Source organism: Pantoea agglomerans (assembly GCF_020149765.1).
Lineage (GTDB): Bacteria > Pseudomonadota > Gammaproteobacteria > Enterobacterales > Enterobacteriaceae > Pantoea > Pantoea alvi.
The window spans coordinates 1,712,104-1,726,492 of the sequence record NZ_CP083809.1; the positions used below are offsets into that span (position 1 = coordinate 1,712,104).

At 58.1% G+C, this 14,389-nt stretch carries 15 protein-coding genes and 1 pseudogene; 9 read left to right on the forward strand and 7 right to left on the reverse strand.

Annotation, left to right across the window (positions count from 1 at the left end; all coding sequences use genetic code 11):
- The first annotated feature begins 194 nt into the window (after positions 1-194).
- On the forward strand, positions 195-1,076 hold the full coding sequence (htpX, locus tag LB453_RS10740; protein ID WP_033746579.1) for a protease HtpX: 882 nt from the start codon (positions 195-197) through the stop codon (positions 1,074-1,076).
- A gap of 53 nt (positions 1,077-1,129) precedes the next feature.
- Here htpX and LB453_RS10745 read toward each other — a convergent pair whose 3' ends face one another.
- Positions 1,130-2,509 (reverse strand): MFS transporter, encoded by a 1,380-nt coding sequence (locus tag LB453_RS10745; RefSeq protein WP_103796190.1) that lies wholly within the window; start codon positions 2,507-2,509, stop codon positions 1,130-1,132.
- Between the two features lie 37 nt (positions 2,510-2,546).
- Here LB453_RS10745 and LB453_RS10750 point away from each other — a divergent pair, with 37 nt between their 5' ends.
- Both LB453_RS10750 and kdgR read left to right on the forward strand, forming a co-directional pair.
- Positions 2,547-2,711, forward strand: coding sequence for a hypothetical protein (locus tag LB453_RS10750; protein WP_224481728.1), 165 nt, complete (start codon positions 2,547-2,549; stop codon positions 2,709-2,711).
- Positions 2,698-3,489, forward strand: coding sequence for a DNA-binding transcriptional regulator KdgR (kdgR, locus tag LB453_RS10755; RefSeq protein WP_103796047.1), 792 nt, complete (start codon positions 2,698-2,700; stop codon positions 3,487-3,489). The genes LB453_RS10750 and kdgR overlap by 14 nt, the downstream gene beginning before the upstream one ends.
- A gap of 70 nt (positions 3,490-3,559) precedes the next feature.
- Here the strand turns inward: kdgR and LB453_RS10760 are convergent, their stop codons facing one another.
- Complete coding sequence (locus LB453_RS10760) at positions 3,560-3,796, reverse strand: YobH family protein (RefSeq protein WP_103796046.1); 237 nt, start codon at positions 3,794-3,796, stop codon at positions 3,560-3,562.
- Positions 3,797-4,004: 208 nt separating this feature from the next.
- Between LB453_RS10760 and LB453_RS10765 the strand changes: the two genes are divergently transcribed.
- From LB453_RS10765 to rlmA, 5 genes and pseudogenes are all read left to right on the forward strand, one after another.
- On the forward strand, positions 4,005-4,271 hold the full coding sequence (locus LB453_RS10765; protein WP_103796045.1) for a YebO family protein: 267 nt from the start codon (positions 4,005-4,007) through the stop codon (positions 4,269-4,271).
- Between the two features lie 26 nt (positions 4,272-4,297).
- Positions 4,298-5,308, forward strand: coding sequence for an MBL fold metallo-hydrolase (locus LB453_RS10770; RefSeq protein WP_103796044.1), 1,011 nt, complete (start codon positions 4,298-4,300; stop codon positions 5,306-5,308).
- A 523-nt stretch (positions 5,309-5,831) separates the two neighbouring features.
- Positions 5,832-5,965, forward strand: a pseudogene (locus tag LB453_RS10775) (DUF2627 domain-containing protein).
- A 21-nt stretch (positions 5,966-5,986) separates the two neighbouring features.
- Positions 5,987-6,196 (forward strand): transcription antiterminator/RNA stability regulator CspE, encoded by a 210-nt coding sequence (cspE, locus tag LB453_RS10780; RefSeq protein WP_003852684.1) that lies wholly within the window; start codon positions 5,987-5,989, stop codon positions 6,194-6,196.
- Positions 6,197-6,334: 138 nt separating this feature from the next.
- Complete coding sequence (gene rlmA, locus LB453_RS10785) at positions 6,335-7,132, forward strand: 23S rRNA (guanine(745)-N(1))-methyltransferase (RefSeq protein WP_103796043.1); 798 nt, start codon at positions 6,335-6,337, stop codon at positions 7,130-7,132.
- Here rlmA and LB453_RS10790 read toward each other — a convergent pair.
- The 4 genes from LB453_RS10790 to manX all read right to left on the reverse strand — a co-directional run bounded on the left by LB453_RS10790 (position 7,129) and on the right by manX (position 10,353).
- The gene (locus LB453_RS10790) at positions 7,129-7,587 is read right to left on the reverse strand and encodes a DUF986 family protein (RefSeq protein ID WP_103796042.1); all 459 of its coding nucleotides are present in this window, start codon (positions 7,585-7,587) and stop codon (positions 7,129-7,131) included. The two genes, rlmA and LB453_RS10790, sit on opposite strands and share 4 nt — an antisense overlap.
- 69 nt (positions 7,588-7,656) lie before the next feature.
- Positions 7,657-8,502, reverse strand: coding sequence for a PTS mannose transporter subunit IID (locus LB453_RS10795; RefSeq protein ID WP_103796041.1), 846 nt, complete (start codon positions 8,500-8,502; stop codon positions 7,657-7,659).
- Between the two features lie 15 nt (positions 8,503-8,517).
- Complete coding sequence (locus tag LB453_RS10800; RefSeq protein WP_103796189.1) at positions 8,518-9,318, reverse strand: PTS mannose/fructose/sorbose transporter subunit IIC; 801 nt, start codon at positions 9,316-9,318, stop codon at positions 8,518-8,520.
- A gap of 60 nt (positions 9,319-9,378) precedes the next feature.
- Positions 9,379-10,353, reverse strand: coding sequence for a PTS mannose transporter subunit IIAB (manX, locus tag LB453_RS10805; RefSeq protein ID WP_224481729.1), 975 nt, complete (start codon positions 10,351-10,353; stop codon positions 9,379-9,381).
- A gap of 506 nt (positions 10,354-10,859) precedes the next feature.
- Between manX and LB453_RS10810 the strand changes: the two genes are divergently transcribed.
- Complete coding sequence (locus tag LB453_RS10810; protein WP_103796039.1) at positions 10,860-12,428, forward strand: TerC family protein; 1,569 nt, start codon at positions 10,860-10,862, stop codon at positions 12,426-12,428.
- 265 nt (positions 12,429-12,693) lie between these two features.
- Here the strand turns inward: LB453_RS10810 and LB453_RS10815 are convergent, their stop codons facing one another.
- Complete coding sequence (locus LB453_RS10815) at positions 12,694-14,256, reverse strand: EAL domain-containing protein (RefSeq protein WP_103796038.1); 1,563 nt, start codon at positions 14,254-14,256, stop codon at positions 12,694-12,696.
- Positions 14,257-14,389 lie beyond the last annotated feature (133 nt).

Consider the following 14,389-nt stretch of genomic DNA (forward strand, 5'->3'; position numbering starts at 1 on the left):
AAAAGCACCGCCCCGCGGTGCTTTTTTTTGTCCTGAGGGGGCGGAAACCCGGCCGCGCGGCGAAAGCGTGACTAAATGTAAAGTTATGTCTTTTTAGGCACTTAAAGGTTAAGGTCGCTTGAAATGCGCTGCGATGACCCTAGGATAGGGATCCGCGCAGTCAGCGCATGAACAACTGAGGAAGATTAACTTTTATGATGCGTATTGCTCTTTTCCTGGTGACCAACTTAGCTGTGATGTTGGTCTTTGGGCTGATCCTCAGCCTGACAGGGATCCAGTCAAGCAGTGTTCAGGGCCTGATGATCATGGCAGGCCTGTTTGGCTTTGGCGGTGCGTTTGTTTCACTGCTGATGTCGAAGTGGATGGCGCTGCGTTCGGTCGGCGGTGAGGTGATTGAACAGCCGCGTAATGAAACAGAGCGCTGGCTGATGCAGACCGTGGGCCGTCAGGCGCAGCAGGCGGGCATTGCGATGCCGCAGGTCGCTATTTACCATGCGCCCGACATCAACGCCTTCGCCACCGGCGCGCGTCGCGATGCGTCGCTGGTCGCTGTCTCAACCGGGCTGTTGCAGAACATGAGCCGCGACGAAGCGGAAGCGGTGCTGGCGCACGAGATTGCCCACATCGCCAACGGCGACATGGTGACCATGACGCTGATTCAGGGCATCGTGAACACCTTCGTGATCTTTATCTCGCGTATTATCGCGCAGGTGGCGTCGGGCTTCCTTTCCGGCAACCGCGACGGCGAAGAGAGCAGCAACGGCAATCCGCTGGTCTACTTTGCCGTGGCGACGGTGCTGGAGCTGGTGTTCGGCATTCTGGCCAGCATCATCACCATGTGGTTCTCGCGCCACCGTGAATTCCACGCTGACGCCGGTTCGGCGAAGCTGGTGGGACGCGAGAAGATGATCGCCGCGCTGCAGCGCCTGAAAACCAGCTACGAACCGCAGGAGCCGAGCAGCATGATGGCGTTCTGCATCAACGGCAAAAACAAGTCGCTGAGCGAACTGTTTATGTCGCACCCGCCGCTGGATAAGCGCATCGAAGCGCTGCGCAGCGGTCAGTATCTCAAGTAGCCGTTCAGGCGTGAAAAGGCGACTCCCCGGAGTCGCCTTTTTTATGGGCGCGATTACTGCGCCGTGGCGCGCTTCTGCGACAGGCGCGACAGGCTGAACAGCGCGGCGAGGCTGGAGAAGAGGCCGGCGAGGATCAGCGACGCGTGCGTGCCGCCCTGGTCGAACAGGGTGAACATCAGCGCCACCAGCGCCGCGCCGCTGCTCTGGCCCAGCAGACGCGCCGTGCCCAGCATGCCGCTGGCGCCGCCGCTGCGGTTGCGCGGCGCGGCAGAGATGATGGTGTGGTTATTCGGCGACTGGAACAGGCCGAACCCGGCACCGCACAGCGCCATACGCCAGATAATATCCCAGTCCTGCGGCTGCGCAGGCAGCAGCGCCAGCAGAAACAGCCCCGCCGCAAACAGCGCCAGGCCGATGCCGCCGAGCAGCCCGGCGTGAATATGCTCAATCAGGCGGCCAGCAATCGGCGCCAGCACCATGGTCGCCAGCGGCCAGGGCGTCAGCAGCAGGCCGGTCGCAACCTCGTCGCGTCCCAGCGCGTTCTGCAGGTAAAAGGGCAGCGACACCATCGCCAGCATCTGTGCGCAGAAAGAGCAGATCGAGGTGCAGAGCGACAGGCTGAACAGCGGAATACGCAGCAGATCCACCGGCAGCAGCGGCACCGCCATGCGCTGCTGACGACGCACAAAGAACCAGCCGACCACCGCCAGCACCGCTACTTCAGCCAGCGCCAGCATCCGGCTGCCGCCCTGCGCAAATCCGGTCAGCGTATAGATCAGCAAACCGAAAAACAGCGCGTTCATAAGCGCACTCGGCACATCGAACTTTTGCGCCTTCGCTTTCTGGCTGTTCTCCGGCAGGAAGCGCAGCGCCAGCCAGAGCGAAATCACCCCCAGCGGCACATTAATCAGAAACAGCCACTTCCAGCTGGCGAACGACAGGATCGCCGCCGCCACCGTTGGCCCGGCGGCGCTTGAGGCCGCCACCACCAGGGAGTTGATCGCCATCCCCCGTCCCAGATAACGCTGCGGATAGATAATGCGGATCAGCGCAGTGTTGACGCTCATCAGCGCCGCGCCGCCAAACCCTTGCAGCACGCGCGCCAGCGTCAGCATCGGGAGCGATGATGAGAGGGCGCAGAAAACCGAGGTGAGGACAAACAGGCCGAGCCCGACCTGATAGACCCGGCGATAGCCAAGCATATCGCCGAGAAACGCAAGCGACAGCAGCGAGGCGACGATAGCGATTTGGTAGCCGTTGACGATCCAGACCGACTGCGCCGGACTGGCGTGCAGCTCGCGCGCAATGGTCGGCAGCGCCACGTTGGCGATAGTACCGTCCAGCACCGCCATCATAATGCCCAGCGCAATGGTAAAAATTGCGCCGTAGCGCTGCGGAACGGGCAGCCCATCCTGAGAATTTATCGGAGACATAGAGAGAAAAGTAAAGTGGGTGAATATCAACATGCTAATGAATCCGCTGCTGAAACGCACCGCCTTTAGCGCAAAAAACGCGGGTAAAGTATGTCGCGCGGTGACAGGCAATGGTGCAGCGCGCAGCGACGCGCTATATTGGTCATCTGTTCCGATTTTATTAAAACAATTTCAAAAAAGGGTTCGTGATGGCCACCAGTGAAAACGATAAACAACCCGACGCCGTCTCTTCCGTAATGAAGGTGTTTGGCATCCTGCAGGCGCTGGGCGAAGAGCGCGATCACGGCATTACCGAGCTGGCGCAGCGCGTGATGATGTCGAAGAGCACCGTTTACCGCTTTCTGCAGACCATGAAGGCGCTTGGCTATGTCACGCAGGAAGGCGAGAGCGAAAAATACTCCCTGACGCTGAAGTTGTTTGAGCTGGGGGCGAAGGCGTTGCAGAACGTCGATCTCATCCGCAGCGCAGACGTGCAGATGCGTGAGCTCTCGCGTCTGACTAAAGAGACGATCCACCTCGGGGCGCTGGAAGAGGACAGCATCGTCTACATCCATAAAATCGACTCGCTCTATAACCTGCGGATGTATTCGCGCATTGGACGGCGCAACCCGCTGCACACCACGGCGATTGGCAAAGTGCTGCTGGCGTGGCGCGACCGGGCAGAGGTGAATGAGATCCTTAAAGAGGTTGAATTCAAGCGTAGCACCGCCAATACCATCGTCACGCGCGAAGCGCTGCTCGAGGTGCTGGATCAGGTGAAAGCGCAGGGCTTCGGCGAGGATAACGAGGAGCAGGAAGAGGGGCTGCGCTGTATCGCCGTGCCGGTTTTCGACCGCTTTGGCGTGGTTATCGCCGGTCTGAGCATCTCATTCCCCACTATCCGCTTCTCGGAAGAGGCGAAAAGCGACTATGTCGCCATGCTGCATCGCGCGGCGCGCACGCTCTCCGCTGAGATGGGCTATCACCACTACGGCTTCTGATAAAAAAAGCGGGCAGACGCCCGCTTGCTCTCCTGTAAGACTCCGCGCGGAACGATTCTCCGCCTGACCCTTAATTGTCGATCACTTCTCCGCTCTTCTTCAGCAGCGGGCAGTCGCTCACCCCGATAACGCCGCTGTCAGTATGCAGATACTGGGCGGTAATCACACCGCGCGCGGTAAGGTAGCTGCACTGCAGGCCCAGACCCGCGGCGTTTTTAGCGCTGCCGGTCAGCACGCCATAGCCGGTAAACAGCATGGCGACCCAGATAACGGCGAGCAGAACGATCGCCCGAATAAAGAGTTTCATTTGTTCTCCTTGTGATACATAACGCAGCTGTCCACCGTGTGCTGCCGCCCGTAATATTAACAGCTTGCCTCGCTTTGTCTGCCGAAGCGATCGGAGATTGCCGAAAGCGACGGGTCAGGGAATTCTGCATTCAGGCGCATAGCCTGGTCAGCCGGGCGCCCAGCAGGTAGAATCGACGCCATCAATATTTTCCGTTTTTGAGGCAGTTATGAACGAATTAGCCGCAACCTCCGATCCGCTGTTTAGCTATGGCGTAGTGGCGGTGATTATCATTGTGGCGTTTATCGCCTGGTTTTTCGTTAACCGGGCCAGCGTGCGCGCCAGCGAACAGATCCTGCTGCTGAGCCAGCTGCTGGAAGAGCAGAAAAAACAGAACGCGCTGCTGCGCCGGCTGGTTGAGAGCCAGAGCGGCGAGCAGGAGAAGCAGGAGCCGGAAGCGACGCGCGAATTTATCCGCATGATCCCGGAACGCTAACCTTTTTTACCCCGGCAAGGAGCGACATGGCCTGGCAAAACCCCTGGTATGACGCCAGCAAAGCGCATCATACCCCTGAAGGCTTTCGCAACCTGGAGCCGGATCTGCGCCAGCCTGGCGATCTCAGGCGCTGGCGTAAAGCGCGCAAAGCGGCGGGGCTGCCGCTCCCGCCGCAGGCGGGCTATGAGCAGTTCAGGGCGCGCTGGTGGCAGCCCGCCGATCTTGCCGGCGTGGACGATCGCGTCTGGTGGTTAGGCCATGCGGCGATGCTGCTGCGCCTTAACCAGCGCTATCTGCTGATCGATCCGGCGCTCTCGACGCGCGCCTCGCCGCTGCCCTTTGCCGGGCCAGAACGCAAAACCCCGCCGCCGCTGCGCATTAAGGATCTGCCGCGCCTCGACTATGTGCTGATCTCCCACAATCACTATGACCATCTCGATTCCGCCACCGTCAGGCGCATTCTCCGCCGTTTCCCTGACGTCACTTTTCTGGTGCCGCTGGGGCTGGAAGGCTGGTTCACGCGACGCGGCGCGCGTCATGTGCGCCAGCTCGACTGGTGGCAGAGCCAGCAGGAGGCGGGGCTGACCCTGACCGCCGTACCGGCGCGTCACTGGAGCATGCGCACGCCCTGGGATCGCAACCGTTCGCTATGGTGCGGCTGGGTAGTAAAAAGCAAGACGCTTAATTTCTGGTTTTCCGGCGATAGCGGGTTTTCCGATAACCTGGCGGAGATCCCCCGGCGGCTTGGTCCATTTAATCTGGTCGCGCTGCCGGTCGGTGCCTATGCACCGAAATGGTTCATGCGCAGCAGCCATATGGAGCCCGCTCACGCGGTCTCATTATGGCGGCTAACGGGTAAACCGTTAGCCCTGCCTATTCACTGGGGCGTATTCGAGCTGGCTGACGAATCACTGGATGAGCCGCCGGCTGAATTAGTGTGCGCCATTCAGCGCAGCGGAGAAGATAATGGCCGCTTTGCGCCGTGGAGAATAGGAGAGAGCCGCAGCCTGGAAAATATTAACCAGGAAAATTCCTAAAGCGCGGTGCTTATCCTCAGGCGGGTATTAGGTTTTGAGAGAACATTTATTCAGGATCAAAGAATAAATGGTAATAAGAAATAAGCATTGCTCTGCTTTTTATTGGGGCAGTACGGGTTTTTATTTTCCTGATTTTGGTGCAAAAGTATTTATTAACTGTGCCAGAGAGAAATCAGAGCCTGCGATCGCTTAAGAGAAAAGGGTGCCGCATTTTAGTTGTAGGGTGTCGCTTAACAAAAGCGAATGCCATAATACTGCAATAATCTATCCGTAAATTAATCCGTTACGGTGAACAAGGTTGGACAAATGCGCGGTTATCCGCTAGCGTTATTCGTATCATCCGCGGGTTGCTGGATAGCGCTTTTCGGCCTGGGCGTGGTCAGGTTATGTACCAAAATGAACAAAGTGCGCGACGGCTTTGCAAATTTTGTGCAGCACATCCACGGTCGATTAAAAATGCCTTGCCATTAATTTGCGGATATGTGATAACAATTCTTGGGTCAAACGAGGTACAGTTCTGTTTATGTATGGCATCTTCAGTAAAGAAGTTACGAGTAAAAACGTTGACGTTGAATACCGCTTCCTTGCCGAACCTTATTAGTGCCTCATTCAGTAACGTCTCTGGTTTCTCTGTAGGTCTGCCTCCGGGCAAAATAAACACTCTAAGGAATTTGCAAAATGGCAAAGATCAAAGGTCAGGTTAAGTGGTTCAACGAGTCTAAAGGTTTTGGTTTTATTACTCCTGCTGACGGTAGCAAAGATGTGTTCGTACACTTCTCCGCTATCCAGGGCAACGGTTTCAAAACCCTGGCTGAAGGCCAAAGCGTTGAGTTCGAAATTCAGGACGGCCAGAAAGGCCCGGCTGCAGTCAACGTAACCGCTATCTGATTTCGTGCCAGCTCGGTGCCATGCACCACTGAAAACGAATCCTGTAAAGCCCTGGTCATCTGACCGGGGCTTTTTCTTTGCGCTTTCGATACAACCGCGAACGGAGTACACTGCGGCGCTCTTGTTAATGGAGTTCGTATGTTGCTGATTTGCCCCCTCTGTCATCATCCTTTGCAGCCTGAAAACCGCAGCTGGCGCTGTGAAAACCGTCACCAGTTCGATCAGGCGAAAGAGGGCTACCTCAATTTGCTGCCCGTTCAGCATAAAGGCTCGCGCGAGCCTGGCGACAGCGCAGAGATGATGCAGGCGCGGCGCGAGTTTCTGCAGGCGGGCTACTATCAGCCGCTGCGCGACGGCGTGGTGACGCTGCTGCGCGAAAAGCTACGCGACGCGGGCGCGCTGCTTGATATCGGCTGCGGCGAAGGCTATTACACGTCGGCGCTCAGCGCGCTGGGCGCAGAGGTTTACGGCCTGGATATCGCTAAAAACGCCATTCGCCTGGCGGCAAAACGTTATCCTGACGTGCAGTTTTGCGTCGCCTCAAGCCAGCGTCTGCCCTTTGCTGACGCATCGCTGGACGGCGTGGTGCGCATCTACGCGCCCTGTAACGAAGCGGAGCTGACGCGCGTCGTGAAGCCAGGCGGCGTGCTGCTGACCGTTACCCCAGGGGCGCACCATCTGCAGCAGTTCAAGGCGCTGATCTATCGCGAGGTGCAGCTTCATGCGCCGGAAGAGAAGTGCTACAGCGGCTTTAGCGAAGAGAGTCAGCAGTCGCTGCGCTACGCGATGCAGCTGAGCGGCGATGCGGCGGCGACGCTGCTGCAGATGACGCCTTTCGCCTGGCGCGCGAAGCCGTCGGTGTGGGGGGAACTGCAGGCGTCGAAAACCTTCGAATGCGATGCTGACTTCCGCCTGACGCTATGGCGGCGCAATTAGCGCGCCTCCACCAGCGTATGATAGATGCGCTCAAGATCGTCGAGCTGCTGCACGGCGATCAGCAGGCGACGCTGCTCCAGCTGCATCACCAGGATGCCGTCTTCGGAGAGATTGATGCTCTGAATGCGTTCATAGGCGATCCAGACGCCGCCATAGAACAGCCCATCGCGCTTCATCAGCAGGGTTGGGCGGCGCAGCCAGAAGAGCCAGAAAGCGAGAAAGCAGAGCACCATCAGCAAGGTGGTGGTGAGCTGCGGCCCCTGATGCGTCACATTATTCCAGAGTAAAATCGCCAGCAGCCCGATAAATATCAGGCTGTCGATTTTGTGCCTGCGCCGCAGCGCCACGCTTAAGCGCGTCGGGCCGTTGCGGCGCGGCAGAATAAAGTCGTTATAGAGAGAAAAAAGCAGCAGCGCGGCGATACAGAGCGCGATGAGGCCGTCCGTTAGTGACATCACTTTCTCCTGTGGCGATGCGGCAGAAAAGCGGGGAAGAGGCCGGGCGCAGCGCGCCCGGCGAGAGAACTACAGGCCAAGCAGGCCGACCCAGTAGCCGAAAATCCCGATAACAAAGAAGCCAACGATAATCCAAAGCGCGTTGACCTTGCGACGCAGCAGCCACATACAGGCGAAGGTCAGCAGCAGCGGCACGATGCCCGGCATCAGCTGATCGAGAATGGTCTGAACCGTGGTGACGGTGGTTTTCCCGGTCTGGTCGGTAATGCGCGATACGACCAGCGGAATATTCACGTGCGTCCACTTGTTCACCAGCGCGCCCATCACAAACAGGCCAAGAATTGACGCCCCCTCCGTGAGCTTCTGCAGGAAGCCGCCGCCCATATCGCTGACGATATCGATCCCTTTGCGGTAGCCGTACGCCACGCCGTAATAGCGGGTCAGCAGACGCGCCAGATTGAACAGCACGAAGAACAGCAGCGGACCCAGCAGGCTGCCGCTCATGGCGATACCTGCGCCGAGGGCGGCGAATACCGGGCGTACGGTGCCCCAGAAAATGGGGTCGCCGACGCCAGCCAGCGGCCCCATCAGGCCCACTTTAATGCCGTTGATGGCGGCGTCGTCGATCGGGGCGCCGTTGGCGCGCTGCTCCTCCATCGCCATGGTCACGCCCAGCACCGGCGCTGCCACGTAGGGATGGGTGTTAAAGAACTCCAGATGACGCTTAATCGCCTGGCGGCGCGCCTCATTGTTTTCCGGATAGAGGCGGCGGATCACCGGCACCATTGAGAAACAGAAGCCTAGCGCCTGCATACGCTCGAAGTTCCACGACCCCTGGAACAGGTTCGACCGCAAAAACACGCCGCGGATATCCCCTGGGGTGAGTTTCTTTTGCGTTGTAGTTGTATCTACCATGTTGTCACCTGTTCCTTAGTCAAGTTCGTTATCGAGATCGTTATTTGCAGGAGCTGCCGCAGGCGCGCCCGCCACGCGGTTATATTTCGGCGCCAGCTGGATATAGAGCACCGCCATCACCACGCCGATGACGCCCAGCGCTACCAGGTTAAAGCTGGTGAAGGCCGCGGTGACGAAGCCAAGATAGAAAAACGGCATCAGATAGCCTGCGCGCATCATATTGATGACCATCGCGTAACCGACCACCACAATCATGCCGCCCGCAATGTTCAGGCCGCTGGTGACCACTTCAGGGATAGAGCTGAGCAGGGAGTGAACCGCGCTGGTGCCGACTGAAATCGCCACAATCAGCGCCGGAATGGCGATACGCATCGCCTGCAACACCAGCGCCGAGACGTGGATCCAGGATATCGCCGTCAGGTTACCTTTCTCTGCGGCCTTATCGGCCGCGTGCTGGAAAGCGACGGTGATGGTGCGCACGATAATCGTCAGCACCTGGCCCGCAGCCGCCAGCGGGATCGCCAAAGCAATACCCGCGCCGACGCTCTGACCGCCGGCAATAACCAGAATAGTGGAGATGATTGAGGCGAGAGCCGCATCAGGCGCCACGGCGGCGCCGATGTTCATCCAGCCGAGGGCGATCATCTCCAGCGTACCGCCGATAATAATGCCGGTTTTCATATCGCCGAGCACCGCCCCGATCAGGGTACAGGCCACCAGCGGTCGGTGAAACTGAAACTCATCCAGAATCGAGCCCATACCCGCAATACAGGCCACGATAAATATCAGGATGATTTGTAGCGAGGTTATTTCCATCATATCCCTTCTCCTCAGCAGGATAGCGTTAACTGGCCCGCAGGCGCAGCTGGCACCGTTTTACGCATTGACCTTCGCAATCAGGTCCATCATTTTCAGTTTTTGATCGCTGGAGACCTTACGCACTTCCAGCTCAATATTGCGTTCATTAAGCTTGCGGAACGCGGCGATATCTTTTTCATCGACCGAGACGGCGTTATTAACCTGGGTATTGCCCTGGCGAAACGCCATGCCGCCGATATTGACCGATTTAATCTCTACCCCTTGCTCGACCACGCGCAGCACGTCGGTGGGATTGGTGAACAGCAGCATCACGCGATCGCGGCCATATTTCGGGTTATTCCAGACGCGCACCATCTTATCGACGTCCACCACGTGTGCGGTTACGCCGGGCGGTGCTACCTGCGTCAGCAGGGTTTTGCGGACGTGATCTTTTGCCACCTCGTCGCTGACCACAATAATGCGCGAGACGTTGGTCTCTTTGGTCCAGCGCGTCGCCACCTGACCGTGAATCAGGCGGTCGTCGATGCGCGCAAGGCCGATTTTCATATGCTCACCCGGCGCCAGCGGCTGCGCCGGTGCTGGCGGCGCTTTGGCGGCAGGGGCAGGGGCAGCGGCAGGTGCAGAGGGCGCGGGAAGCTCGGTTTTCTGCGCCTTAACGCCTTCGCGGCCGGTCTCCACCGCGATGGCGACCAGTTCGGCAAAGCCAGGGTCGTCGTCGCGCGCCATTAAGGTTTCGACCAGCATCGGAATATTGACCCCGGCGATCACATCGTAATTTTCTTTATCGAGCACCACGCGGCTGGCGGCGTTAAACGGGCTTCCGCCCCAGGTATCAACTAAAAACAGCGCCCCTTTTGACGTGTCCAGCTTTGCCAGCTGCGCCTGATATTTTTCAATAAGCGTTTCTGCATTCTCGCCGGGCACAAAGTCAATCCATCCGACATTCTCCTGCTCGCCCAACAGCATTTCTGCCGTTTTCAGCAGTTGTTCGGCTGCCCAGCCGTGTGTACCAATTACTATCGCAATGGTCACTTGCTACCTCCGTTCGCTAAATAAATTCGTCTGGCGTTGATGAAGCGTTATGAGTTATCGCTACGGTTGTCAGCTAACACACGTAGTCAAAATAACTGAATTAATGAATCATTCTCCGGGCGTCTTTCATAAATCGGTGAGTCGCGATTTATTTTAGTGCGCGAAAAAATATTTTATGTGACGGTTGTCCATAATCGGACGGCTGAACGCGCCTTAAACGCGGTTTAATGCACCGCTGCGGCTGAATCATTTGTAAATGAAAGAAAATTTTTTGACGTAAATGTCTGGCCTGTTACATTAACGATCTGTTTATTACTCAGGAGTAACGGGTTTCAGCCCACCTTTATGGATCGTCACCGACGTCGCTTAACCACTTTGATGCGCGCATCCGCGCCATTTTTCACGCCTGACGGCGTATCTGCACTTCACCCGATTGCCTTTCTGTCACGTCACCAGACGACGCTGGCACGATATCGTTCAGTCTGTCTCTCGTTCAGGAGTCAATGATGGAATTTCTCTTCGACCCCTCAATCTGGGCCGGTTTGCTCACGCTTGTCGTACTGGAAATCGTGCTTGGCATCGATAACCTGGTGTTTATCGCCATTCTTGCCGACAAGCTGCCGCCGAAGCAGCGCGATAAAGCGCGCCTGATCGGTTTATCGCTGGCGCTGGTGATGCGTCTGGGCCTGCTGTCGCTGATCTCCTGGATGGTGACGCTGACGCGTCCGTTATTTAGCGTAGGGGAGTTTAGCTTCGCAGGGCGTGATTTGATTTTGCTGGTGGGCGGGGTGTTTCTGCTGTTCAAGGCGACGATGGAGCTGCATGAGCGGCTGGAGAACCGTCAGCTTGAGCATCAGGGGAACCGCAGCTACGCCAGCTTCTGGGCGGTGGTCACGCAGATTGTGGTGCTGGACGCGGTCTTCTCGCTGGATGCGGTGATTACGGCGGTCGGCATGGTAAACCATCTGCCGATTATGATGACGGCGGTGGTGATCGCCATGGGCGTGATGCTGCTCGCTTCGAAGCCGTTGACCAACTTCGTTAACGCGCATCCTACCGTGGTGGTGCTCTGCCTGAGCTTCCTGCTGATGATCGGCCTGTCGCTGGTGGCGGAAGGCTTCGGCTTCCATATCCCGAAAGGCTACCTCTATGCGGCGATTGGCTTCTCGATTCTTATCGAGCTGTTTAACCAGATCGCGCGCCGCAACTTTATGCGTCATCAGGCGCATCGCCCAATGCGCGAGCGCACCGCCGAGGCGATTTTGCGCCTGATGGGCGGTCGTCAGCGCCCGGCGCAGCCTGCGGTTAACGAGGAGTCGCCTCTGATCCAGGCGATGCCGCAGGAAGCCTTTAAGGATGAAGAGCGCTATATGATCAACGGCGTGCTGACGCTGGCGTCGCGCTCTATCCGCAGCATTATGACGCCGCGCGGTGAAATCTCCTGGGTTGACGCCGAGCGTCCGCTGGACGAGATCCGTATTCAACTGCTCGACACGCCGCACAGTTTGTTTCCGGTGTGCCGCGGCGAGCTGGATGAGATTATCGGCGTGGTGCGCGCCAAAGAGCTGCTGGTGGCGATTGAGCACGGCATGGACGTGGCGACCTTTGCCGCCGCATCGCCCGCTATCGTGGTGCCGGAAACGCTGGATCCCATTAATTTACTGGGCGTGCTGCGCCGCGCCAAAGGCAGCTTCGTTATCGTCACCAACGAGTTCGGCGTGGTGCAGGGGCTGATTACCCCGCTGGACGTGCTGGAAGCGATCGCCGGTGAGTTCCCGGACGAGGATGAGACGCCAGATATTATCGTCGACGGCGACGGCTGGATCGTTAAGGGCGGCACTGACCTGCATTCGCTTCAGCAGCTGTTCGACGTTAACGACCTGGTTAACCCGGATGAAGATCACGCCTCGCTGGCGGGTCTGCTGATTGGTCAGAAAGGCCAGCTGCCGCTGCCGGGCGAGGTGATCGATTTGCCGCCGCTGCACTTTACTATTCTGCAGGCGACCGACTATCGCGTCGATCTGGTGCGGGTGACGAAAGACAAGCCGCACGAGGATGATGAACAAGAGCAGTAATGAGAAAACGGCGCGAAAGCGCCGTTTTGCTGTTATGCGCTGAGGCGTGAGTCAGCGTACGATCGCCCAGTCGCTCAGGCCATCCATATGCGCCTGGCCTGCGGGAATAGGTATCTTATTCCTGAAGTGCGCCCGTCGCCGGGCCATCGCGCAGCGATGGACAAAAACACTCCCGGCGTTTTTGTCCCCGTCGCGGGACGCTTTGCTCTCTGGACCCGACCTTGCGGGTCGTAATGCCTGTGCGCCGTCTGTTAAAACCTGAAGGTCAGGGCGTCAGCTGCGCCTGATGCTGCGTCAGCCAGGCGGGAAAATCCTCAATCGGCATCGGCCGCGCGTAGTAATAGCCCTGCAGCAGATCGACGCCGCGCTCGCGCAGATAGGCGGCCTGCTCGGCGGTTTCAACCCCCTCGGCCACCAGGCTGATATTTAATCGCTGCGCCAGCGAAATCACCATATCGGTCACCGTGGCGTTAATGGCGTCGGTGCCGATCGCCGCGGTGAAAATCTTGTCAATCTTCAGCACGTCCGGCTGCAAATCTTTCAAATAGGAGAGCGAGCTGTGCCCGGTGCCGAAGTCATCGATAGCGAGACGCACGCCGATGCTGTGCAGCTGCGAAATCACCTTCTGATCCACCACCGGCAGGGCATCGCGCTCCGTCAGCTCCACCACCAGCTTCGGCAGCGGATTTGCCGGCCACCAGAGCTGCTGCAGATCGTCGACGATGGCGCGATCGCGGAAGTGGCTGGCGGCCACGTTAATGGCGATATGAAACGACGGGCAGCGCGGCAGGTTCGGCAGCTGCGCCACCGCTTTATCGATCACGAAGCGCGTGAGCGGCGCGATAAGATTCTGCCGCTCGGCCAGCGGAATAAACACGTCCGGCGGGATCCAGCCCTGGCGCGCGTTGTGCCAGCGCAGCAGCAGCTCGATGCCATCGCACTCGCCGCTCCTGGCGTTAATCAGCGGCTGGCAGTAAACCATAAATTCATTGGCGGTGATGCCGTAGCTAATCTGCCAGCTCAGGCTCATACGATTCGCCGTCGCCAGCCAGACGATATAGCCGATCAGCAGGCTCAGCATCAGCGCCAGCGGCAGCTGCGACGGCAGCGACATCATCGCCAGTCGTGCCGGCGAAGGGCCATAGAGCGTAATGGCGAAAGGATAGCGCAAGGAGCCCTGCTCGTAGCTGACCTCATCCTCTGACGGCATCGCCGGCTCAATCAGCGGATTGCCGTACTCCAGGCTCTCGCCGCCGACGCTGAAGATCGCACGCTCTACCCAGGGCAGCTGCGGCTCCAGCAGATAGGTGCTCATCAGCTCGATATTGATCGCCTGCAAAATACCGGAGCGGTTGTCGAGGGACTTAGGGGTCCACAGCAGCAGGATTGGCGAGCCCTTGAGCAGGTAGTTGTCGGTCGTCAGCATCATGCGCTGATTATTAATCGCCAGCTGGGGATAGGTCTGGCTAAAGGGAATGGCGCGCGGCCCGTAGATGCTGGAGCAGTAGATGGTGTCGTTTTCTACCAGCAATATCGCGCGTACCGTTTGCAGAGCGGATATTTTCTCAATCAGCGGGAAGCGCACCTCCTGGCAGGGCACGCCGACCAGTCCCAGCGTATTGTTTGCGGAGACGTCGAGCGGCGAAAACATGCGGTCGAAGCGCTGAATGGCGTTATCGGCGAAATTAAGCGACTGCTGCTCAATACGCGATTTCTCTTCGAAAAAGCGAAAAGCCAGCGTCAATATCAGAACCACAGCGGCGATCACCAACGCAATAAAGAGTCGCTTACGGCGAAATTGTCCAACAAATTGCTGGGCCAAAAGCATCAGTAACCACCTTCCACACACGAAATTAAAGCAGGATAACGGGGATATTATCGGCAAAGCGTATCTAAGGTTTAGCCATGCTTGATAAAAAAAGCGGTACTGAAATAACCGCGCGACCTGAAAAGGTCGCGCG